The 23,406-nt window shown below is 61.3% G+C and carries 18 protein-coding genes; 6 read left to right on the forward strand and 12 right to left on the reverse strand.

Annotated elements, in window-relative coordinates:
- The first annotated feature begins 7 nt into the window (after positions 1 to 7).
- Together WDB88_RS14970 and WDB88_RS14975 are read left to right on the forward strand one after the other, a co-directional pair.
- Positions 8 to 661 carry an isochorismatase family protein gene (locus WDB88_RS14970; protein WP_339109621.1) on the forward strand — a complete coding sequence of 218 codons (654 nt, stop codon included), beginning with the start codon at positions 8 to 10 and terminating at the stop codon, positions 659 to 661.
- On the forward strand, positions 658 to 1,425 hold the full coding sequence (locus WDB88_RS14975) for an SDR family oxidoreductase (RefSeq protein WP_339109622.1): 768 nt from the start codon (positions 658 to 660) through the stop codon (positions 1,423 to 1,425). Before WDB88_RS14970 ends, WDB88_RS14975 begins: the two co-directional genes overlap by 4 nt.
- 222 nt (positions 1,426 to 1,647) lie before the next feature.
- Here the strand turns inward: WDB88_RS14975 and WDB88_RS14980 are convergent, their stop codons facing one another.
- The 8 genes from WDB88_RS14980 to WDB88_RS15015 form a co-directional block, all read right to left on the reverse strand.
- Positions 1,648 to 3,609, reverse strand: coding sequence for an acyltransferase family protein (locus WDB88_RS14980; protein ID WP_339109623.1), 1,962 nt, complete (start codon positions 3,607 to 3,609; stop codon positions 1,648 to 1,650).
- Between the two features lie 114 nt (positions 3,610 to 3,723).
- Positions 3,724 to 4,680 (reverse strand): Stf0 family sulfotransferase, encoded by a 957-nt coding sequence (locus WDB88_RS14985; protein WP_339109624.1) that lies wholly within the window; start codon positions 4,678 to 4,680, stop codon positions 3,724 to 3,726.
- 217 nt (positions 4,681 to 4,897) lie between these two features.
- Positions 4,898 to 5,773 (reverse strand): glucose-1-phosphate thymidylyltransferase RfbA, encoded by an 876-nt coding sequence (rfbA, locus tag WDB88_RS14990; RefSeq protein ID WP_339109625.1) that lies wholly within the window; start codon positions 5,771 to 5,773, stop codon positions 4,898 to 4,900.
- A gap of 20 nt (positions 5,774 to 5,793) precedes the next feature.
- Positions 5,794 to 6,543 carry a sulfotransferase family 2 domain-containing protein gene (locus tag WDB88_RS14995; RefSeq protein ID WP_339109626.1) on the reverse strand — a complete coding sequence of 250 codons (750 nt, stop codon included), beginning with the start codon at positions 6,541 to 6,543 and terminating at the stop codon, positions 5,794 to 5,796.
- A complete protein-coding gene (gene rfbD, locus WDB88_RS15000) occupies positions 6,524 to 7,393 on the reverse strand; it encodes a dTDP-4-dehydrorhamnose reductase (RefSeq protein WP_339109627.1) in 870 nt (289 codons plus the stop codon). The genes WDB88_RS14995 and rfbD overlap by 20 nt, the downstream gene beginning before the upstream one ends.
- Complete coding sequence (gene rfbB / locus WDB88_RS15005) at positions 7,390 to 8,472, reverse strand: dTDP-glucose 4,6-dehydratase (protein WP_339109628.1); 1,083 nt, start codon at positions 8,470 to 8,472, stop codon at positions 7,390 to 7,392. The genes rfbD and rfbB overlap by 4 nt, the downstream gene beginning before the upstream one ends.
- A gap of 4 nt (positions 8,473 to 8,476) precedes the next feature.
- Positions 8,477 to 9,034: a dTDP-4-dehydrorhamnose 3,5-epimerase gene (gene rfbC, locus WDB88_RS15010; RefSeq protein WP_330647084.1), complete on the reverse strand. Its 558-nt coding sequence runs from the start codon at positions 9,032 to 9,034 to the stop codon at positions 8,477 to 8,479.
- A 282-nt stretch (positions 9,035 to 9,316) separates the two neighbouring features.
- On the reverse strand, positions 9,317 to 11,422 hold the full coding sequence (locus tag WDB88_RS15015; RefSeq protein WP_339109629.1) for a TonB-dependent siderophore receptor: 2,106 nt from the start codon (positions 11,420 to 11,422) through the stop codon (positions 9,317 to 9,319).
- Positions 11,423 to 11,575: 153 nt separating this feature from the next.
- Here WDB88_RS15015 and WDB88_RS15020 point away from each other — a divergent pair, with 153 nt between their 5' ends.
- Entirely contained in the window at positions 11,576 to 12,544 is a 969-nt protein-coding gene (locus WDB88_RS15020; protein ID WP_339109630.1) for a helix-turn-helix domain-containing protein, read from the forward strand.
- 504 nt (positions 12,545 to 13,048) lie between these two features.
- Complete coding sequence (locus WDB88_RS15025) at positions 13,049 to 13,504, forward strand: hypothetical protein (protein WP_330647081.1); 456 nt, start codon at positions 13,049 to 13,051, stop codon at positions 13,502 to 13,504.
- A 45-nt stretch (positions 13,505 to 13,549) separates the two neighbouring features.
- Here the strand turns inward: WDB88_RS15025 and WDB88_RS15030 are convergent, their stop codons facing one another.
- Together WDB88_RS15030 and WDB88_RS15035 are read right to left on the reverse strand one after the other, a co-directional pair.
- On the reverse strand, positions 13,550 to 14,410 hold the full coding sequence (locus tag WDB88_RS15030; RefSeq protein WP_339109631.1) for an asparaginase domain-containing protein: 861 nt from the start codon (positions 14,408 to 14,410) through the stop codon (positions 13,550 to 13,552).
- A gap of 66 nt (positions 14,411 to 14,476) precedes the next feature.
- Complete coding sequence (locus WDB88_RS15035; protein WP_339109632.1) at positions 14,477 to 16,360, reverse strand: sigma-54-dependent Fis family transcriptional regulator; 1,884 nt, start codon at positions 16,358 to 16,360, stop codon at positions 14,477 to 14,479.
- Between the two features lie 255 nt (positions 16,361 to 16,615).
- On the opposite strand from WDB88_RS15035, the gene WDB88_RS15040 reads away from it, so the two are divergent.
- Together WDB88_RS15040 and WDB88_RS15045 are read left to right on the forward strand one after the other, a co-directional pair.
- Positions 16,616 to 17,689 (forward strand): 2,3-butanediol dehydrogenase, encoded by a 1,074-nt coding sequence (locus WDB88_RS15040; RefSeq protein ID WP_330647078.1) that lies wholly within the window; start codon positions 16,616 to 16,618, stop codon positions 17,687 to 17,689.
- A gap of 158 nt (positions 17,690 to 17,847) precedes the next feature.
- On the forward strand, positions 17,848 to 19,590 hold the full coding sequence (locus WDB88_RS15045) for an NAD(P)/FAD-dependent oxidoreductase (protein WP_330647280.1): 1,743 nt from the start codon (positions 17,848 to 17,850) through the stop codon (positions 19,588 to 19,590).
- A 241-nt stretch (positions 19,591 to 19,831) separates the two neighbouring features.
- Here the strand turns inward: WDB88_RS15045 and WDB88_RS15050 are convergent, their stop codons facing one another.
- The gene (locus tag WDB88_RS15050; RefSeq protein ID WP_339109633.1) at positions 19,832 to 20,788 is read right to left on the reverse strand and encodes a sulfotransferase family 2 domain-containing protein; all 957 of its coding nucleotides are present in this window, start codon (positions 20,786 to 20,788) and stop codon (positions 19,832 to 19,834) included.
- The gene (locus WDB88_RS15055) at positions 20,785 to 23,370 is read right to left on the reverse strand and encodes a glycosyltransferase (RefSeq protein WP_339109634.1); all 2,586 of its coding nucleotides are present in this window, start codon (positions 23,368 to 23,370) and stop codon (positions 20,785 to 20,787) included. Before WDB88_RS15055 ends, WDB88_RS15050 begins: the two co-directional genes overlap by 4 nt.
- Positions 23,371 to 23,406: the final 36 nt, after the last annotated feature.

Here is a 23,406-nt window from a genome sequence, read left to right on the forward strand (position 1 = left end):
TGACCTTATGAGCCTTCCGGGAATTCCCGATTACCCGCTTCCCCGCAGCTTGCCGCAGACCCGCGCGCCCTTCACGCTTGACCCTGCGCGGGCGGCCTTGCTGATCCATGATATGCAGGCCTATTTCTGCGCCGCCTATGGCGAGGGGGCATTGACGCGCCCGACCTCGGCGCTGTCGCAGGCGGTCGAGGCGATTGGCCGCATTGCGCAGGCGGCGCGGCGCGCGGGCGTGCCGGTCTTCTACACCGCCCAGAAGGGCAACCAGTTCCGCCCCGACCGTGGCTTGCAGGCCGATCTCTGGGGGCCGGGTATGAAGGCACAGCCCGAACATGAAGAGATCATCGCCCCGCTGGCCCCGCAAGAGGGCGATATCACTCTGGTCAAGCACCGCTATAGCGCCTTCCAGAGATCCAACCTTGCGCCGCTGATGCGTGCGCGCGGTCGTGACCAGTTGCTGATCACCGGGATCTACGCGCATATCGGCTGTCTGGCGACGGCAACCGAGGCCTTCCAGCGCGATATCGAACCGTTCTTTGTGGCCGATGCTCTGGCCGATTTCTCCGAGGACTGGCATCGCCGCGCGCTGGACTGGGTGGCCGATTGCTCGGGCGTGCCGGTTCTGGCGCAGGATATGGTCGCGACGCTGGAGGGGCAGGCATGAAACTGACAGGGTTCGAGGGGGCGGTGGCTCTGGTCACCGGCGCGGCAGGCGGTATCGGTCTGGCCTTGGTGCGGGCTTTGTCGGAGGCTGGCACGCAGGTCGTGGCGACCGACCATCCCAATGTGATCGCACGCGCGCCACAGATGACGGGTGTGACATGGCACGGGCTGGATGTCTGCGATGCGCAGGCGGTCGAGGCGCGGGTGCAGGCGACGATCCGCGATCTTGGCCCGATCCGCTTCGGGGTGCATGCCGCAGGTATTCTGGCCGAGGGCCCGCTTTTGAGCACCAGCGCCGCGCAGTGGCGGCGGGTGATCGAGGTCAATCTGGACGGGGCGTTCCATGTGACCACGGCATTGGGGCGGCATATGGTGGACAATGGCGGCGGGAGCCTTGTTGTGATCGGCTCGAATTCCGCCGATATTCCACGGCTCAATATGGGCAGCTACCCTGCCAGCAAGGCGGGATTGCATATGTTCGTGCGCTGCCTCGGGCTAGAGCTTGCGCCCGCCGGGGTGCGTTGCAACATCGTGGCACCGGGGTCGACGCTTACGCCGATGCAGACCGGCATGTGGGCGGGGCCGGACGGCGCGGAACGGGTGATTGCCGGAAATCTTGCGCTGCATAAAACCGGCATCCCCTTGGGCAAGCTGGCTGTGCCGGAAGATATTGCCGCCGCCGCGATGTTCCTGCTGTCCGATCAAGCGGGGCATGTGACAATGGCCGATCTTTATGTCGATGGCGGCGCGACCCTGAAGGCCTGAGGCAGATTTGGCATCACCGGAGGGGAGGAGCGGCGGCGATCTCAGGGAGGAGGAGGAGATCGCCGCCTGTTTCCAAGGCTCAGGGAGGAGGAGAGAGCCTTCGAAATTCTGTGCAACCTTGGCTGCGTTGAATTAAATTTAGCCTATATGCTGCGATGCAGAAAGCGCTTTCTCTGCAGTGCTGATTTGTGCCTGACGCATGGCTGCTTAACGAAGCATGCGTCAAAAGTTAAATTCACCACGAATTGCGACCCTATTGGCCGAATTCACCCTATGGGACATGCGCGGCGGAGTGGGGGTGCGCGGTTGGGGCAAGATGTCGGCCGCTTCCGCGCGAATCTGTTCTGCCAGCCGTCGTGCCCCCGCCATGCTTGGATGGGTGTCGTTGAAATAGAGCACCTTTCCCCCCATCACAAAAGGACATTCGCCACCGGCACACAGCCTCTTGCGCGGGTCGATCCGTATGATCCGGTCCGCCGTGACAAGCTGCTGCTCGATTTCCGCCCATGCGCGCAAACGGGCGCTATGGGCTTCGGGATCTGGAATGGCCGTGGCGGCAAGCCTGCCGAAGCGGAGCGCATTTCCGGCGCTTTGTGCCGGATCGCGATGCGGGTTGGGGATCTGGCCCAGCAGGATAACCCGTTTGCCCGCTTGCCGGAGCCGCGTCACCGTTTCGCGCAGGCCGTCTTGCAGAACCTGTGCCGGAAGTTCGGGATAGGCCTCGCGGTTCATCGCCAACAGCACGGTCTCGACGGCCGGATCGCCGCTGATCGCCGTCAGCATCCGCTGGTTTGCGCGGGCGCATTGGGGACGTCTGGGCAGATCGGGGCCCAGAACCGGCGGGCAGGCAGAGGCCGTGATCTGCCGCAGGGGCTGGTTCCGGGCCAAGGCTGCGGCGAGTTCGGCCCCGTGGCTGTCACCCCAGACCACAAGAGGTGGCGCGCCGCTGCCACCCAGGCGGCAGGTCCGGGCATAGGGCTTTCTGTCACGGTCATCCTGATGGCAGCTTTCCCGCCACGGGCTGATATCCTGTGCCGCATCATATAAGGCCAGCACCTGCGGCGCAAAGCGCTGCGGTATCCCCTGCCCGTGCCAGATCCCCCAAGCGGGCAGCATGATCAGGGCAAGCCCCGCCGCGCTCCAGCGCAGGATGGGGCTGTGGCCGGTGGGCAGGCGGGCGAAGGGCTTCTCGATATAACGCCAGCTCAGCCATGCCAGTATGACCGAGACCCCCACGCAAAGCGCCATCAGCGCATCGGGCACCTCTCCGGCAAGACTGCGCAGAAACGCCATCAACGGCCAGTGCCAGAGATAGAGTGAATAGGAGATCCGGCCCAGAAAACCGGCCCCCAGCATCCCGCCGGCCAGCATCCCGCCGGTCTGTCGGGGCAAAGGAAAGCGCCCCACCCATAACAGGACCGCTGTAGCAAAGCTGGGCACGCCCGCCCGCAGGCCGGGAAAGGGCATATCGGGTGTCAGCCAGACCATGCATAGCCCCAGCGTGGCCAGCGCCAACGGACGCAGGATGGGCCGGTCTTTTCGGGGGGCTGGCAGATAGGCAGCCAGAGCCCCGATCAGGAATTCGAAGCCACGGAACGGCAACAGGAAATAGGCCCCCGTCGGAGAATGCCGCAAGCCCCATTCGGACAGGATCACCCCGCCCATAATCCCCAGCAGGGTCAACGGCACCAATGCGGAGGGGCGCCATTTGATTACCATGAACAGCAGGAAGGGGAATAGCAGATAGAACTGTTCCTCGACCGAAAGCGACCATGTATGCAGCAGCGGTCGCAGTTCCGCCTGCTGGTCGAAATAGCCGCTGAACAGATAGAAATCGATATTCGAAGCAAAGAGCGCCGAAGACAGGGCGGTGCGGGCAAGCTCTTGATAGTTATCGGGACTGAGCAGAATGCCCCCCAGCCCCAGAGTGGCGGCAAGCATCACCAGAAGAGCAGGCAAAAGGCGTCTGGCGCGCTTGTGGTAGAAGGTCAGCAAAGAGAGCTGCCCCGTGAGGCTGTCGCGCTGTAGATGGCCGCCAATCAGAAACCCCGAAATCGCGAAGAAGATATCGACGCCCACGAAGCCGCCCGGCAAAGCCTTCGGCCAGGCGTGAAACAGCACCACCGCCGCAACGGCAAGACCCCGCAGGCCTTGGATATCGGCGCGAAACCGGTTTTCAAGCATAGGTTACTCGTCACACAAAACGGGCCATAGCGGCCCTTGCGGTCAGAGTTAACCGATATCCTTTTAAGATTGCGTGAAACCCCGAAACGGGCGCGGCCTATGTGGCCAGGCCAGTCAGAACTTGTGCAGCCGTTCGATACGCGCCGCACGATAGTCTGTCATGCGGGCCAGAAAATCGGGATATTCCTGCGCGAAACGCTCGGCATATTCCGCACTACGGCACCCCAGAAGTTTGTGATGGGATGTGGGTGCGGGCTGCAGATCTACAGCCCCGACCCCGATATGATCGGCGATCGTCCTGAGGATCACGGTGTCGGGCTGACCGACGGTCTGCTCGTAGCTCAGGCATAGCGGCTTGATCCCGAAACGGGCCATATCGGCCTCGAGCCGGTCTTCCTCGACGCAATAGCGCGCCATCGCATGCAAAATTTCTAGCGGTTTATACTGGAAGGCGGCATCTGCGGCCATCTGGCTGGTCTGGTCGGCTGCGGTGGAATGGGCGACCTTGGTCTGGATCAGCTTCGACAGCGACAACGCCTGCGCCAGAAGGTTCTCGCGGATCAGCCAGATATACGAGGTGGGGGCCATCATCTCGATCAGCCGGTCCATCGATCCGAAGAGGTTCATCATATGCGCATAGGTGATCTCGACGCCATAGGTGCCGCGCGTATTGCGCCTGCGCAGCAGCATATCGACATAGGTTTCCAGCGTGTCGGCCTGATAGGCTTGGGCGATATTGGGCACAAAGCGGAAATTGAACGCCTCGTTCGGCTGGCCCAGAACGCGGGCACGTTCCAGCATCTCGCCCAGACGCGAGCTTCCCGAACGCGCGGTGAAAAACAGCATATAGCGTCGCTCTGGCAGCGGCGCGCGCAGGAATTTCGCACGCTTTTCCGCATCTACCGTGACATTGTCGAACAGATCCTCGCGCAGCGCCAGTTCCGAGGCCAGCGACTTTGCCATAAGCTCGGAAAACAGCCGCTCTCCGGGGCGTCCGGCACGGGCTTTGGACAGATAGAACCGCTGGGCAATATGCCGGAGAAACGACGTACCGAAAGATCCCAATGACATATAAACCTCGCAATACGGAAGACATCCTGCCGGATGCCCGAACTTGACTATGCACCTTGCAGTTTTTTGCCCCAAAAACAACAGGAAACCGGTCGCCATTCTGTGGCTTGGCGGGCCTGTCTATCCGTTATAGGGCCGCAGGTGCCAGAAGAAAGGGCATCCGGTGCCTGCGCGCCCGAATGCCCTTCCGCATCTCCGTACTGAACGTCTGTTCTGCTTATTTCAGCAGGCTTGCCAGATACTTGCCATAAGCCGTCTTTTTGAATGTCTCGGCATGTTCGGCCATTTTCGCATCGTCGATCCAGCCCTTTTCATAGGCGATCTCTTCGGGGCAGCCCGATTGCACCCCCTGACGGGTCGAGAGCGTGCGCACAAAATTGCCGGCGTCCAGAAGCGAGGCATGGGTGCCGGTATCAAGCCATGCATAGCCACGGCCCATCTGTTTCACGGTCAGCGTGCCATCCTTGAGATAGCTTTCCAGCAACGTCACGATCTCCAACTCGCCCCGCGGCGAAGGCTTGACCTCGCGGGCGCGCTTGGGGGCATCGCCATCAAGGAAATAGAGGCCGGTGACTGCATAGTTCGACGGCGGCACCTCGGGCTTTTCGATGATTTCCTCGACTTTGCCTGCCGTATCGAATTTGACCACGCCATAGCGTTCGGGATCGGCCACGCGATAGCCGAAGACCGTCCCGCCCACGCCCTGCGCATCAGCGGCTTCCAGAAGCTGCGGCAGCCCGTGGCCGAAGAAGATGTTATCGCCCAGAACCATCGCCGAAGGCGCACCGTCAAGGAAATCCTCGGCCAGAATATAGGCCTGCGCCAGACCGTCGGGCGAGGGCTGGGTGATATAGGTCAGGCTGATGCCCCATTGGCTGCCATCGCCCAGAAGCCGTTTGAACTGCTCCTGATCCGCTGGAGTGGTGATGATCGCGATCTCGCGGATGCCGGTCAGCATCAGCACGGTCAGCGGATAATAGATCATCGGCTTGTCATAGATCGGCATCAGCTGCTTCGAGACAGCCATCGTCAGCGGATAGAGCCGCGTGCCCGAACCGCCGGCGAGGATAATACCTTTGCGCTGTGTTGTCATGAGAACTGTCCTTTAGAAATCTAGATATATTTCCGGCGATAGGCGCGGGTGACTTTGCGGCCTTTCACCATTGCATAAAGCGTGTGTTTTACGGGTGCGGGGCGGTAAAGCGTTGCAAATTCGAACCCGCCGATCGGATGTTGATAGCCAAAGCGCACATAGTCTTTGTGATAGAGCCGCGTGATGCGGGCCATATCCGCCTTGCTCGGTGCGATCCGGTCCTGCAGGGTCGGGCATTCTGCCGATTTCTGCGCATGGGGCACCTGCCCTGCGACCCCGCCAAGATGGGTTTGCAACCAGTCCACAACAGGCTCCATACCCTCTTCAAGGCGGAACACTGTGGCTTCATGCGGCAGGAAATCCGACTGGGGGCGCAGATGGTTGTCCATCACATAGGGGTCGCGCCGGTAGGCGGCCTCCATCACCGCCAGCCAGACCGAAAAGCCGCGCTGTGTCAGGCGCTGCATATGGGGGAAGCTGCGCGCCTGAAACCGGTATTCCGATATCGCCCGTTGCAAAGGGTCACGTACCAGACCGAAAACAAGATCGGGCTTGGTGTCGAACAGGGTGCGGGCATCGGCCCAGACCAGATGCTGCTCCGAGCAGGGAAACTTGCGGGGGAGACCCGCCGCCTTACGCCCCAACCAGTCGGGGTCGTAAAGCGAGAGCGGGCCATAATGCTGCTGCAGATAGTCCTCGACCGACGTGCCGCCGGTCTTGGGGACATGCGCGAAAAAGACAGAAGTGCTGTCAGTTTGCAGAAGCGGCATCAACCCCTCTCAGCGCGTGCAGAACCTCCGCCAGATCGGCCTTCCAGTCGGGGCGGGAAATCCCGAAAGCGTCAAACGTCGTGGCGCAATCCATCCGGCTATTGGCGGGGCGTTTGGCAGGCGTCGGGAAGGCCGTCGTGGGGATATCCTCGACCGCGGTCGCGCGCCCTGCCTGCGCGAAGATCTCGCGCGCGAAACCGGCCCAGCTTGTATCGGGCGCGCCCGAGAAATGGTAGATCCCCGCTTTCGACGGGTCTTCGGCAAGCTGGCTTGCGATGCGGACACAGGCCTTGGCAATCGCCCGCGCCGAGGTCGGGCCGCCGATCTGGTCGGCCACCACGGTCAGCTTGTCACGGGTTTCTGACAGGCGCAGCATCGTCTTCACGAAGTTATTGCCATGCGCGGAAAACACCCAAGAGGTGCGCAGCACGGCATAGGCCCCGCCCGCCAGCGCGATCCCCTGTTCGCCCTTCAGCTTGCTGCGGCCATAGGCCCCCAGCGGCGCGGTCATATCCGTGGGTTTGAACGGCGTCTCGCCCTGCCCGTCAAAGACATAATCCGTCGAGATATGCACAAAGGGAATACCAAGCCCGGCACAGGCCTGCGCCATAGCGGCGGGCGCGGCGCCATTGATCGCCTCGGCCAGATCCTCTTCGCTTTCAGCTTTATCCACCGCCGTATAGGCGGCCGCATTGATCACGGCCTCGGGCTTGGCCGCCGTGATAGCGGCGGCGCAGGCTTCGGGGGTCGACAGATCCGCCTCGGCACGCGACAGAAACTGCGCCTCGGGCAGAAGCGATTTCAGCTCGGTCGCGACTTGGCCGGTGGAACCGAAAACGAGGATGCTCATGCCGTTTCCTTCTTTCCCTCGCCAGACTGGGCCTCGCCCGTGCCCAGACGGACACCAACGCCCGCCCGCGCTTGCAGCGGTTTCCACCAAGCCTCATTGGCCAGATACCAGTCAACGGTGCGTTCAAGCCCTTCCTCGACCGTCACCGACGGACGCCAGCCCAGCTCGTTGCGGATGCGGGTCGGATCAATCGCATAACGCGCATCATGGCCGGGGCGGTCGGTTACAAAGGTGATCTGATCGGCGTAAGAGCCCTGCGCCTTCGGGCGCTTCTGGTCAAGGATCGCGCAGAGCGTCTTCACCAGTTCCAGATTGGTGCGCTCGTTCTCGCCGCCGATATTATAGCTGCGGCCCAGCTCGCCTTTTTCCACCACCAGCAGCAGCGCATCGGCATGGTCCTCGACATAGAGCCAGTCGCGGATATTGTCGCCCTTACCGTAGATCGGCAGGTCCTTACCGGCCAGCGCGTTCAGGATCACCACGGGGATCAGCTTCTCGGGGAAGTGGAAAGGCCCGTAGTTGTTGGAGCAGTTGGTCAGCACCACCGGCAGGCCATAGGTCTCGTGCCATGCGCGCACCAGATGGTCCGAAGACGCTTTGGACGCCGAATAGGGCGAGCGCGGATCATAGGGCGTGTCTTCGGTGAATTTGATCGCAGGGTCATTGGGCAGCGAGCCAAAGACCTCATCGGTTGAGATATGGTGGAAGCGGAAGGCTTCGGGCTTGCCCTGCGCGACCCAATAGCTGCGCGCGGCCTCCAGCATATTATAGGTGCCGGTGATATTGGTTTCGATGAAATCGCCCGGCCCGTCGATCGACCGGTCCACATGGGATTCAGCGGCCAGATGCATCACCGCATCAGGCTTATGCTTGGCAAAAACCGCATCCAGAGCGGCGCGATCACGGATATCGGCCTTCTCGAAGGCATAATTCGGACTGCCAGCGCATTCGGCCACATTCTCGAGGCAGGCCGCATAGGTCAACGCGTCGACGTTCACCACGCTATGGCCCCGCGCCATCGCCAGACGCACAACAGCCGAACCGATAAATCCGGCACCGCCGGTAACAAGAAGTTTCATAGGATCAGGCCTCGAAGGTGAAAGGGGTGTCGAATGCGGAAAGCGGCTGCGCCTTCTCGTCTTTTTCGGAAATGATCGGGGTAATATCGGCAATCGGCCAGTCGATGCCACAGCTGTCCCATTTCACCGCGCCATCGCATTCGGGCGCGTAATGGTCGGTGCATTTATAGCAGATCTCGGCATCATCCGTCAGCGTCATGAACCCATGCAGGAAGCCCGCCGGAATCCATAGCTGCTTGCCATTCTCGAAGGACAGCTCAAAGCCCACCCATTGACCATAGGTCGGGCTGCCCTTGCGTACATCCACCGCCACATCAAAGATCGACCCGCGGCCACAGCGCACCAGTTTGCCCTGCGCATGCGGCGGCGACTGGAAATGCAGCCCGCGCACCGTGCCCTTCTCGCGCGAGAGCGAGTGGTTGTCCTGCACGAATTCCGGCAGGTTCACCCCTTCGGCTTCAAGCTTCTTCTTGTTCCAGCTTTCGGAGAAAAAACCGCGATGGTCACCAAAACGCGGGGGCGTAATGAGGATAACGCCCGGAAGGGAGGTGTGTTCAATCATAGACCCTTAGCCCACATGTTCTTTATTTTGCGCCAGCTTCGGCTTTCCAACGGCCCAAGACAAGGCCATCCGGCGGTAAAAACCGATTTTCTCGCCAGTTGACAGCATTTTTTTGCTTATTCGTCACGTCAAAATGCCCGAAGGTCCGGCCCGAAAAACGGAATTAGTGCGAGGGGTTGGCCTGTCGAGGAAAATATCCATGCACGTCATGATTGAATTTTGCGCAAAAGATAACCCCCGCCAATCGGCGGGGGTTTGCAGCCGGATCGGGCCGGATGCGGATCAGAAGGTCTTGGTCAGCGAGACGTTGAAGGTGCGCGGTTCGCCGCGGAAGTTGAACACCGTGGTGCTGCCCACGCGCGAATAATATTCTTTGTCGAAGAGGTTATCGACGCCCATGCGCAAAGTCAGGTCATCATTGAAGGTTTTGACCGCCATCAGATCGACCACCCCGTAACCCGGTGCCTCGATCCCCTTGGAGGAGAAACCGCTCATCATGGTCAGGCGGCCCCCGAGGCTCCAATCGGCCATCACGCCGTCCTTGAAGTCATACATGGCCTGAAGCTTGAACATGTGTTTGGGCGTATAGGTCGAGAAATCCTCGCCCTTCGAGCTGCCGTTGAGATATTCGGTCTCGGTATAGGTATAGCCTGCCGAGAGGTGCAGATTTTCGCGCAACTCGCCCGACACCGTCAGCTCGACGCCTTTGGATTCGACCTCTTCCTCGGCTTTGTAGTAATCGGTGCCGGTGATCGCGACAGGACGGTTCGCCTCGCGCAGGTTGAAATAGGCCGCCGTGACATCCAGACCATAGGCAAGCCGGGCCTTGACGCCCAGCTCGTATTGGCGCCCCTCGACGGGATCAAGCAGATCGCCATCCGTGTCCCGCGACGATTGCGGAATGAAGATCTCGGAATAGCTGGCATAGAGCGAGGCATCGGGCGTCAGCTCGTAGGTGGCACCGGCAAACGGTGTCACATGGGCATCGACGTCATAATCGGCCGTCGAGACCGCGCCGCTGGACAGCGTCGTGGTGTCGACCGTGCCGTCATACCAGCTCAGGCGCGCGCCACCGATCACGGTCAGCTTGTCCATCGGCTTGAGCCGTAGCTGCGAATAGAGCCCCGTGGAAGTGGTCTCCGAGTCCGCGCGGGTCGAATAGCTATAGCTCGGCTTGGCCACCGACGCGCCATCGAAATCGTTCAGGTTCCAGCTGCCCGAGATCGATCCGCGGGCGGTGTAGGTGGTGCTGGTGACCTTCTGCCAATCGGCCCCGACAATCGCGTTGCCTTCCATCTGGCCCAGTTGGAAGGGCAGATCCGCATGGATGTCCAGCGCGAGGCTGTCCTGACTGAAATCGCGGCCCAGATAGGCGATCGAAGAGATGTTGTTATCGGCATCGGCGGTCGATCCGGCATAGCCGTAGAGGAAATTGGCATCCTGCCACGATTTGCGCATCGAGAATTTGATGCGCCCGCCATTATCGAGGAAATGCTCGCCCGCCACCACGGCATCGGTGGTTTCGTTGTCGAAATCGTTCCAGTCGGGCATCACGCCCGCCTCGACATCCGTCCAGATCAGCGAGCCATCCGCATAGGTGGGCAGACCGTTGAACGGCGCGATATCGCGCTCCATATGGCTGAGCGAGAAAGTCAGTTTGGTATTCGGGTCCACATCCCACGCGACGGTGCCGTAATAGGACTGCACCCCGTTCGAGCCACCGTCGATAAACGTATCGCCATCGCCATAGGCGGCCACAAAGCGCCCGCGCAGCGTGCCGTCCTTATTGAGTGCCGAGGACATATCGACTTCCGCGCGGACTTGCCCGTTGCTATCGGCCGAAGTCGTGGCATAGCCGGTAAACTCGGTGGCGGTGGCCTGTTTGAGACGCATATTGATCGAGCCTGCCGGTTCGCCGGTGCTGATGAACAGGCCCGACGGTCCTTTGAGGACCTCGACGTGATCGACAATCGACAGATCCGGCTGGGTGCCGTAGATCGAGCTGACCGGCGCGGGGAGGCCGTCGAAATAGAGATAGTCGAATTCGTAGCCGCGCGAATAGATCGACGACCGCCCGACATCATTATTGAGGATCATGATGCCCGCCACATCCGACAGCGCCTCTTCCAGCGCCGTGTAGCCGCCATCCTCGATCTGCTTATGGGTGACGACCGAGGTCGATTGCGGCACCTCGCGCGGGCTCATCGCCGCCTTCTCCCCCACCGAGATCAGATCGGTCGCATAGCTATCGGAGCCTTCGGTCTCGTAGCTCGACCCTTCGACAACGATCTCGTCCAGTGCGACCGCATCTTGCGCGAATGCCGGTGCGGCAAGGGCGGTGGAGGCCAGCAGGCACAGTTTCAACGTGGTACGTCCAGCAGGTGACATGGCACTATCCCTTAATAACCGAGTATTTTTATCGACCATTAGAGCTGGATCTGGTATCTGGCCAGTATCCGGCCTGTGCCATACGGCCATATATCTTCGTCAAAGCGCCAATCGGCTGGCGTTCCCGCAAAGGATCAGACCTTGGAGGTCCAGATGGATATCAGCCTGAATGACATCGCCACGGGGCTACGGGGGGATGTGACGGATTTCGGCGCAAGCCTGCCCGTCTCCGACATCGTGCTGCGCGGCGGACGTCGGCGGATTGCGCTGCCCTCGGGCCTCAACGTGCAGCTACAGGATACGGTCAGCGCGAAAGATTTCGTCACCTTCCTGACCCGTCCGGCCAATCTGTTGCTGCATCTCATTCTGGAGGGGCAGGTCGAGGGCAGGCTCGGGCCGCGCAGCGAGCGTTTCGGGCCGATGCCGGGCCAGCCAGCGCAACTGCATCTGAGCGCGCTTGGTCAGCCGACGGCCTTCCGCCGCAATATCACGGCAGGCAACCATGTGCGCAAAGTGTCGGTGCTGGTCCCGTGGAACTGGCTGGAGGCGCGCGGGGTGACGATGCAATCGATCCTTCAGGGCCAAGCCCATCTGCGGGCAAGCTGGACGGCGACCATGCCCGACGTGTTACGGGCCGAAGCCCTGCTGCAACGCCATCGGCAGACGCCCTTCTGCCAGATCGAAGCGGAAGCGCTCGCCCTGTCCATGTTGCAGACGATGCTGGTGGGGCTGATGGGAGCGGAGCCGGAGATCAGCCGGACGGATCAGGAACGGCTGAGCCGGATCGAGGCGCAGGCCTTGATCGCGGGGGGGCTGCCTTCGTCCGAGGCTCTGGCTGAAAGCGCGGGCATGAGCGTGTCCTCCATGCGCCGGTTGTTCCGGCGCCTGCGCGGCATGTCGGTACATGGGCGGTTGCGCCAGATCCGGCTGGAACGGGCGGGCCATGCCCTGCATGCGGGGGCTTCGGTGGCCAGCGCGGCACGGCAGGCGGGCTACGAAACGCCGGAAGCTTTCGCAACGGCCTTCCGGCTGGCAATGGGCATGCCCCCGTCGGGGTATCGCAAAGGCGCAGCCGGTTTGGTCCCCGCCCCTGCCCCCGACGCAGACCTGGCGCAGGACTGACACAGGACGAACGGGCCAGAGATTTTTCTGGCGGAACTTTATGCAGGCTCGGAGACCTCGCACCCTGTTCTGTCAGGTGCCTCTGGCTCTTGTCGCTTGGACCTGCCACTGCGCGCTATCTGTGACGTGATCCTGCCCGTTTTGTAAAATTCCTTCCGGCAGAATGGTCATTTTAAGATCACCTTCATTCCATTGAGCAAAGCTGGGTGTCCTGTGCAGCTTCATTCGATGTCCCGTAATGTTTTCTCGTTCAAAATGTCGTCCCGATTTTATCCGCCGTTTGGCTGTGTCTCGGCAAAGGGCCTGCCCCGAACCGGTCGGCAAGATCCGGTCGGCAAGATCAGGTCGGGCATCCGTATTCCTTTATACGACAGCGGATATTGCCCCTATGCGCGCGGTCGGGTCGGTCCCGATCCGCCTGATCCGCACCGATCTGCCTATCGCCGCATCATGGGCGGCAGGAGGCACCAACCCCAATCCATGCCAGAACCGGAGGAGGATCACATGGCTTTACGGACACATATCGACCGCGTTTCATCGCAGATCATCGAGAATTTCGAGGCGATCGAACATCGTTTCCTGAGCGCTAAGCTCAAGGACAAGAAACTGATGAACGTGCTTCTGGAGCGGCTGATTGCCTCGGGGTCGCTATGTGCGACATTTCCGGCGGGCACCCTGTTCGAGACGCAGGACGAGCGGGATTGCCTTTACGGGCTGTATGACGATATCCGGCATATTCTCTGTCTGCGCTCGCGCGCGCGGACGGAGCCGCAATCGGTCACGTTCAAATTCCGTCCGGTCGGCGTGGATATCGTGATCATACTCGATCCGCAAGCCAGCGATTTTGTGGACGGGATGACCTTTGTCCTGCGGGCGGCGGTGGATGATTTCGAAGATCTCACCCATGTCGTGCATTGCGATAAAGGCATGACGCCGCGCCTGTTCTTCGACGAGGCGTAACGCTGCAAAACCGCCCGTTCGGTCGTCAGGTTCAGGCCGTCAGGTTCAGGCCGCAGAGGCCGCGAGCAAAAGCCGCACAAAGGCCAGTTCGACCGTTTCGGTGCCGCCATTGGTGACACCGCTTTGCCAAAAGCTGGCACCTGCCGCGTAAAGCCCCGGTGCCAGCCCGCCCTGCACGCATTGGCTGACGACGCGCACCGGAAGGCCGCGTGCGACGGCCTCGGCCACAGCGGTCACAAGTGCCGGATCCTCGGGAAAGGTCCCTGCCCCGTAGATGCGCAAGACGACCCCGTCGAAACAGCCCAGCAGTGCCGTCAGGGCCTGTCCCGACAGTCCCGGCGTCAGGGTGAGCACGCCGATCTGCGGCCCTGTGCCGAACCGCGCGCCGGTGGAGCGAGGGGCTGACGGGGCCTGCGGCACTGACACAAAGGCTGCGCGGGCGTGACTGTCGGTCTTTGTCACCCCTTCGGCCTCAAGGATCTGGCCATTCACGGCCACCCGCACACCCGCCTGTCCCGAAAGCAGATACTCCAGCGCCTGCGCGAGGCTTTCTTCGGCATCGGCATTCTGGCCCAGCGGCTGCATGGCGGCGCACAGGACCACCGCGCGTTCGGGGGCGATCACCTGCGACAGGGCTGCGGCGCTAAAGCCCAGCGTATCGGTGCCATGTGTGATCAGCACGGGTCCGTCATGTTCGGCAATCAGATCGGCCAGCCGGTTCCAGTCCGCGGGGCGGATATTGGCACTGTCGATCAGCGGGTCGAAGGTCACGACATCCAGTGCGGTGCCCTGTGGCAGCGCCGCCCGCAGATGCTGTTCAACGACACCCGCACCGGGCACAAGCCCCTGTTCGGAAGGCACCATGCCGATGGTGCCGCCAGTATCGATGAGACGCAATATCTGCATGACGCTCTCCGCTTGGAATTTCTTGCCCCCGCATCTGGCAGGCAAAGCGGCATTTGACAACATGCTTTAGCGGCGTTTGATCCCGTAACGCTGCATCTGCCGGTGGATTGTCGAGCGGTTTACCCCCAGCCGTCGCGCGGTTTCGGAGATATTGCCGCCGGTCTGTTGCAGGATATGGTTGAGGAGCGCCGCGTGGCCGTGCTCTTTCGAGGCTGCGTCCTGAACATAGTCACGGGCCAGATCGGCCAGCTGCAGCCCTTGTCGGGGCAAAGCACCGTTTTCCACCAGACGGTCAGCGCTGTGACGGGCGAAATCACGCAATTCCAGCAGGTTGCCCGCCCATTCTTGCTGCGTGATCCAGCTGGCAGCCTCTGCGCCGAGTGTTACTGGCTGGGTGAATGCCTCGGAAAGTGCGGTTTCGGCCAGCCAGACCAGATCCTGCCGGTCGCGCAGGGCGGGCAGGTCCAGCACCGTGCCGCGCAGCGCGAAATACAGGTCGCGGCGCAGGCGCCCCTCGGCCACGGCCTGTTGTGCCGGCATGCCAAGCGAGGCGAAGATCCGCATATTGGCTTTTTGCGCCCGCACCGCCCCGATCGGACGCCATGCCCCTTCCGAGATCAGTGCCAGAAGCCGTGCCTGTGCGCGAGGGGGCAGCTCTTCGAGCTTGTCCAGAAACAGCGCGCCCCCTTGCGCCTCGTCGATCATGCCGGGCTCTGTCAGGCCACGGGTTTCGCGCCCGAAAATTGTGGCCTCTTCCTCGGCCAGAAACTCGCCACAGCGCAGGGTGACAAAGGGGCCACCGATGCCCGCCTCGTGGATGGCGCGGGCGAGATGGCGTTTGCCACTGCCCATCGGGCCGGTCAGCAAAACCGCCCCCTGCCCGTTGACCAGACCGGCAGCCTGCGTGATCACGCGCGCCATCGCCGGATCATTCTGCGCCAGATCCCGCAACCCCTGCGGCACCGCAGGCAGGCTCGTGCCGCGATAGGCCGTCACCCGCCGCACAGGCTCGCGTCGGGGTTCGATCGCATGGGCAAAAAGCCTGTACCCATTACGGGTCTCCACATTGCGTTCACGGGCCGGACTATGGCGGGTCAGCGCCTCGATCCCGTTCAGATCCAGATTGAAACTGTCGGAAATCGGGCGCCCCAAGAGCAGATCGGGGCGCCGCCAGTCGCAGCCCAGAGCCGCCGCCATCACCCGTGCCGCGCCATGCGTCATGCCGGTCACCCGCCCCGACGCATCCAACCGGATCGCTGCTTCGGGATCGGTGTCCAGAAATTCGGCGCTGGGGCCAAGGCGTAACACCCAGTCGCGGCGGCTCTCGGCCATGATATTGGCCATTTCAATCCGGCGCGCGGTTTGTTTGACAAGGTTGAGCGCCAGATACTGGCTGGCCCGCGGCCGCGGCGAGGACAGAAGCGAGATGTCGAGCACCGCGCTCAGCCGTCCCGACAGGTCGTGGATCGGGGCGGCTGTGCAACTCAGCCCGCTATGGGTGCTGTCGAAATGGTCGCTCTGATGGACGATGATCGGCTCGCCGCCCTCGATACAGGCCCCCAAGGCACAGGTGCCCGCCCGCGCCTCCGACCATTCCGCGCCCAGATAAAGGCCCGAATGCTGCAGATCGGCCTTGCGCTGGTCCTGCCCCAAAAACTCCACCGTGACACCGGCCGCATCGGCCAGAAGCAGCACATAATCCTGTTCGGCCACCAGTTTATAAAGCTGTTCGATCCCCGAGCGCGCGATAGAGATCAGATCGCCCGAACGTTCCCGATGCTGGCGCAGGATGCGGCTGGGAACGATATAGGCTTCGGAGCGGCGGGCCGGATCGAGTTTGTGCTCTTGCAGGCAGCGCCGCCAGCTTGCGGCCACGGCAGGATCGCGCCCGACGGCCCCCCCGTTCGAGACAGCCTCGATTTCGCGGATATGTTCGCTTACCCTGTGCATGCCGTCCCCTTCCAAGGCCCTCGCGGCCAAGAAAGCCTAATCGACAATGGCTTGGCTGGAAACGGGGTCGTCTGCATGGTGCAGCATTCATGCGGCATCGCAGCATAGCTGTTGCAACCAGATGCAACAGGTGCGGCAGAGAGTGCAACAGGTCAAATTAGCAAGCCATTGAAAACCTTGCTCAAGATAAGTCGGGCTATTTTGTCGCAGACAAGCGCGCATCATGAGAGCCGTAAGTGAGAAGGAGAAGCGTCAATGAAAGCGCTACGTTTCCACGCGGCAAAAGATCTGCGTGTCGAAGATATCGAAGATGTTGCCAAACCCGGTCCGGGCCAAGTGGCGGTGAAGAATCGCTTCGTTGGGATTTGCGGGACCGATTTGCACGAATACGCGCATGGGCCGATTTTCATTCCAAAAGAACCTCATCCTTATACGGGGGCGCATGGACCGCAGATTCTCGGTCATGAATTCGGCGGAACCGTCACAGCCGTTGGCGAGGGAGTGACAAATGTCAAAGTCGGGGATCGGGTTGCAATTCAGCCGCTCATTGGCCCCCGCACAGGAGAATATTTCGGTGAACGCGGCTGGCTGAACCTGTCGCCTGTGCTGGGTCTTGTCGGGCTTAGCTGGCAATGGGGGGGGATGGCTGAAGCCTCCATTCTGAACGATTATAACGTCTACAAAATTCCGGATGCACTCAGCGACGAGGAAGCCGCTCTGGTCGAGCCGACGGCTGTCACCGTTTACGCCTGCGACCGCGCGGGAGTTCGGGCCGGCGATAGCGTGCTGATCACCGGCGCAGGGCCGATCGGTATCTTGGCTCTGCTGACCGCCAAGGCCTTCGGCGCGACAAAACTCTTTGTTTCTGACATGAACGAGACGCGATTGAAGCTCGCGAAAGAGGTTCTGCCGGAGGTGATCACGGTTAATCCGGCGAAAGACAATCTGACCGAGGTTGTGCAGGCGCATACACAAGACAATTTGGGATGTGACATTGCCATCGAATGCGTTGGCAATGAACATGCCCTTCAATCCTGTCTCGATGCGGTCCGGAAGCAGGGGACGATTGTCGCCACAGGTGTGCATCCGGGCGTGGGCAAATTGAACTTCTTTGATGTAACGTTCAAAGATGTGACCCTGAAGGGGTCTTGGTGCTATCCGGCGCATAGCTGGCCGCGGGTGATGGACCTGATTGCCTCTGGCGCTATTCCTTCGAAAAAAGTCGTCACCAAGAAAATCAAGCTCGATGATGCCGTCAAGGAAGGCTTTGACGCGCTGCTTGATCCGGCTGGCAACCACCTCAAGATCCTGATCGATCTGGAGGCCTAATTCACTGCGGCGGCGGTTTTTTGCGGGGGCACGGGGTTTGAGGAGGCTCCGCCCGCAGGATCCGCCGCGGCTTCACCGGAGCCAAGGGAGGAGAACCCATGCTCGATACGACCCAACACGGCGCTTTGCAGGCGCTCGTGAATGATCTTGAACGCGCAATGATTGCCTGTGATGCGCAGGCTGTGGCCAACCTGTTTCTGGAAACGGGATACTGGCGCGATCTTGCCGCCTTTACATGGAACCTGAAAACGCTGGAAGGCCGTCCGGCCATTGCCGATATGGCCGCAGTCCAGCTGCCGGTGATCCGCACGCATTCCATCCATCTTGATCCCGCCGAAGCGGTGAGCGAGGCCGATGGCGTGACCGAAGGGTGGTTGCAGCTGGAGACCTCTCTGGGGCGCGGCGTGGGCTATATCCGTATGAAAGAGGGGAAAATCTGGACCCTTCTGACCACGCTGCACGAACTGAAAGGTCATGAAGAGCCCCGCAAGCTGCGCAGACCTATGGGGGCAGAGCATGGCCATGACCCGAACCGCCTGACGTGGAAGGAAAAGCGCGAGCACGAGGCATCGACCCTTGGTGTGGAGACCCAGCCCTATGTGCTGATCATCGGTGGCGGTCAGGGCGGCATCGCTTTGGGGGCGCGGCTGCGCCAGCTGGACGTGCCGACCATCGTGGTCGATGCGCATGAGCGTCCGGGCGACCAGTGGCGCAAGCGGTATAAATCGCTCTGCCTGCATGATCCGGTCTGGTATGACCACCTGCCCTATATTCCCTTCCCCGACAACTGGCCGGTTTTTGCCCCCAAGGACAAGATCGGGGACTGGCTCGAGATGTATACCCGTGTGATGGAGCTGAATTACTGGTCCTCCACCCGTGCCAAATCCGCGACCTATGACGCGGCCAAAGGCGAATGGACGGTGGTGCTGGACCGCGCGGGGGAAGAGATCACGCTGCATCCCAAGCAGCTTGTGATGGCCACGGGCATGTCGGGCAAGCCCAATATTCCGAGCTTCAAGGGGCAGGATGTCTTCAAGGGGGAACAGCAGCATTCCAGCCAGCACCCCGGGCCTGATGCCTATCGCGGCAAGAAGGTGGTGGTGATCGGGGCGAATAACTCGGCCCATGATATCTGTGCCGCCCTTTGGGAAAACGGCGCGGATGTGACGATGGTGCAGCGGTCCTCGACCCATATCGTCAAATCCGACAGCCTGCGCGAGGTCTGTCTGGGCGCGCTCTATTCCGAAGAGGCGGTGGCCAATGGCATCACCACCGATAAGGCGGATATGATCTTTGCATCGCTGCCCTACAAGATCATGCATGAATGGCATGTGCCGCAATATGCCGAGATCAAGAAACGCGATGCCGATTTCTATCGCGACCTTGAAAAGGCGGGGTTCATGCTGGATTTCGGGGATGATGAATCCGGTCTGTTCATGAAATATCTGCGTCGGGGGTCGGGCTATTATATCGATGTGGGGGCCTGCGATCTGGTGATTGACGGCTCGATCAAGCTGCAATCGGGCAAGGGTGTCAGCCACCTGACCGAAGATGCGGTGGTGCTGGAAGATGGCACCGAGCTGCCCGCCGATCTGGTGATCTATGCCACGGGCTATGGCTCGATGAATGGCTGGGCGGCGGACCTGATTTCGCAAGAAGTGGCGGACAAGGTTGGCAAATGCTGGGGCTTGGGGTCCGATACCACCAAAGATCCCGGCCCGTGGGAAGGCGAACAGCGCAATATGTGGAAACCCACGATGCAGGAAGGGCTGTGGTTCCACGGCGGCAATCTGCATCAGTCGCGCCATTATTCGCGCTATCTGGCCCTGCAGCTCAAGGCACGTCACGCGGGGATCGAGACACCGGTTTACGGGCTTGAGCCGCCGCATCATCTTAGCTGACCTGCACCGCGACAAAGCTCCGGCCCCGCATGGCATATGCGGGGCCGGAGCGCATGGGATGACAGGCCGGCGCATCCCGGGATTGCGCAATCAGCCGTCGCCCCGATCCTTATGCTAAGTGCATAAAATGCCGCGATCCTTGCATCGCACTCCCCGACAGTCCGAAAGCGCGTGCTCTCTGGAGCTGTTTCAGCGGGGTGTTCCGCCCGATCCCGCCCGATCCCGTGCGTGCCGCGCGGCGTTACCGTGTCTGCGCCATCAAGGCCACATCTTGGGCATAATACTGGCGGATCTTTGCGCGGATCTCGTCTGGAAAGAACGATTCTGCCTCGATCATCGGCAGTTTATCCAGTACTTCGGGCAAAAGCTGGTCTGCCCCGAAATGCGCTTGCCCGACGCCGCTGCCGGAGCGGTTCACCGGCGGGCGTTTGAGCTCGATCCCCGACATCTGCTCCAGATCCTGCACGGCGCGGTCGAGATGGTCGAAGTCGTAAAGCGCGCTCCAGCGATGTGCGCCCAGATACAGATGCTGAGGCCGCCAATGCGGGTCCAGCTGCTCGGGCGGTTGGGACAGGATATGGTTGACGAAATCCCGAAACCGGATGCCGCGATGGTAATCGGGGGTCTCCAGCCCCTGTGCTTTCTGGACAGCCTCGATGACCGGTCCGGTATGATAGCGTAGATTGGCCGCATCAAGGCGGTTCACCACGAATTTCTCGATATAGGCCGATAACAGGCGGCGCAGCGGATCGCGCAGGATCGCGAAACTGTAAAGATCGGGGTCGCGCCAGATCGCATCAATCTCTGTCTCGCTATAATCCGAAAGCTGCAGGCCCGTGCAGATATGATCGGTCAGTTGGTGGATCGACCGGTCCAGCACCGCCCGCGCGGGATGCTGGGCCAGCGTGACCATCGCCCGCTTGAAGAAACTACAGGCATTCTTGCCGATGGGGCAGTAGAGGATGCCAAGATCGCGCGCGATGAAATATTGTCGCTCCGGCCAAGGCAGATTGGTCTTTTGCGCTTGTGCCGAGGCCAGAAATTCTTTCGAACCGAAGAGCGCACCGATCAGGGCGCCGAAATCCGCAAACTGGTTCCGGGCTTGCGGGTTCGGGTCGCGTTGCAGGAAAAGCTGGAACGCATCACGCAGAAGTTCGGGCGGCACGGAGGGGGCTGTCTTTTGGGTGGTCAGGGTCATTCCGCAGCCTCTTTCGGGGCGTGATCAAGCTCTGCCAGTATCTCCTCAAGCCGCGCATTGTAGCGTGTAGCGATGGCTTCTGCCGAGAAATTCCGGCGGATATGATCCAGCGCATGGGCCGTTTTGGCTGCCCGTGCCACCGGATCGTCATAGACGCGGCGCAACTGTCGGGCCGCCGCCTCCACATCGGGTTCGGCCCAGACCGCCCCCTTCGGCGTAAAGATGTAATCGCCCTTTTCCAGACCGATCTCGGTGCAGGGCACAAGCCATGCCGTTTGCGCATCGCAAAATTCCAGATTGCCGGAATAGGCCGAACAGACCACCGGCACACCAAGGCTCATCGCCTCGATCATCCCGAAGCCCCATCCTTCGGAGCGATGCAGCGAAAGGTAGCAATCCGAGCCCTTCTTGAGATGCAGCAGATCCCTGTAGGTCAGCGTCTCGTTCATCAGCAGGATACGCGGATCGCGGGCCATCATGGCTTCCATCTCGTCCCAGATCCGGATCTGCACCGGATCGAAAACCGACTGCCGGTTCTGGGTTTTGACGATCAAACGCGCATCGGGCACCCCCGCGAAGGCCTTCTGGAAGCTGCGCAGCGCGTTGAGCGGGTTCTTGCGCTGCACGAACGAAAAACTGTCGAAGGCCACCAGACAGATGAAATGCCGCGCCGACAGACGGAAGCGTTTTTCGACGAATTTCCGTGCCTCCTGCCGGTCGATATCGTCATTCGGTTCGAAACACATGCCGACATTGCAGACGGGGCCGTCGAATTCGGGGCGGTAAATCCGCACGCCGTAATCGGACGAAAGCCAGATTTCATCCAGCATCTCCAGGGCCAGATAGTGGCAGGCGGCGGGGCGGTCGAGCTCCCAGTAGAAATAGCCGATATTATAGGCGCCAGAGAAGACATCAGGCTGATAGGCAAAGGCCAGCGGCACGGATTCGGCATTGAGATGGATCAGATTGACTCTGGCCGGACCATAGGCATCCATGCGCGCCTCCGAGCTGAATCCCTCGGGAGCGGGGTTGTCCATGTCGAAATCGACACAGCGCAGGTGTTTTCCGGTGCGCGAGAGAATGTCTGCCGACAGGCGCGCGGCCTGCCCCAAGCCCGAAGCCTTGGCCAGAGGGCCGATCAGCTGGATATCGGCCAGCGCCCCTTGCGGCACGGGCAGGGCTGCGGCTTCCAGCCGGTGGCCCGCGTCGCAACAGGTCAGGAAGGACAGGCTGTCGAGGTCGAACCCCTTGAGGCGCACGCTATGGGCAAAGCTGGCAAGCGGGAAGGTGCAACTGTCGCGCTCCAGAAGCTGCGCCAGAAACAGTTCCAGTTCGGAACGGCCCTGCCCGTCAACGGGGGTCAGCAGCCGCATGAACAGCTCGCGCGGGATGTAGCGCAGAATATCCGGCCGTTTGAGGGCCATTACCATCAGGATCAGATATAGCTGCTTGCGGCTTTCGGCACAGCGTCCGGGGGCCAGAAAATGCAGCGTGACCGTCGCATTGAAAAACCGTTCGCTGAAGGTGGTCAGGGGCCAGTCGTCGCAGAGGCGCGAGGGCTGGATATGGCGCATCAGATCGGCCATCTTCTGCGGCACAAGGCAATCTTCCAGTTTCAGATGGGCCGCATCCTGCCAGAGCCACCAGAAGACCATCCGCACATAAGAGGCGCGGTCGTTCAGGTCCAGATCGGCCAGCAGATCCCGCCGCCCGCACAACCGCCACCACATGGCGCGGGTCAGGCTATGGCGCACGCCTCCCATGACAAGCGGCTCGTTGAGATAGGCGATATCCTCCGCGCTCAGGGGAATGCGCTGTTTTCGGGTCGCATTATAGGTGGTGAGGTAGAAATACAGAAAGCGGTCACGCTCTGTGTTCTCCGGCGTGACGGGGAATTCCTGATCGACGCGATTGCGATGGCGGGTGAATTCCAGATAGCCGGGCAGGCCGCTCGGGGCACATTGGTCAGGGGGAATAACGGGATCTGTCGCAAAAAGCGCCTGATGCGGAAGCAGCATAGGGGCGGGCGACGGGGCCGCTGTCTGGGGGGGCGTCTCCTCATCCAGAACCCCTGTGAGACCGGCCAGATCCTCGGTCAGGAAGCGGCGGATCAGTGTCGTCATCTCGGGGGTTGCGGGGGCGGTTTCAGGTTGGGGGGTAAGGTGCAGCCGACCGATCTCGCGCTCGGTCGTGCCATGTGTCCGGATCACCACCTCGCCGCCGGCCTGTCTGATCTGGTCCAACAACGAGGCAGAGAGCGCAAAGGCAAACCCGCACTGAACCGTGCAGCCGTAATGTGCTTTGACATCATCGCGCGGATGCTCGACCGCCACCACATCCAGCAGCAGATCTCCCGCATAAAGGCCGATGCGCAGGTCCGACTGCTGCGGCTGGCGAGTGTCATAAATCCACCCGCGCAGCGTGCCGTCCTGATCGAAGACACCCTCGACATGGCCACGATAAGGGGCCTGTTTGCGACGTATTTCGCGGCGCAGCTTCAGCGTTTTGCCGTAAGACAATGCCTTGCGCCCGTAAGACCAGACACCGCCTGCCTTGCGCAGGCCACGCACCGCATTCCGCATGGGTTCCCTCCCTTTGACGACGCTTTCCTAGAGGCC

The sequence above is a fragment of the Thioclava sp. GXIMD4216 genome, from assembly GCF_037949285.1.
GTDB classification, from domain to species: Bacteria; Pseudomonadota; Alphaproteobacteria; order Rhodobacterales; family Rhodobacteraceae; genus Thioclava; species Thioclava litoralis.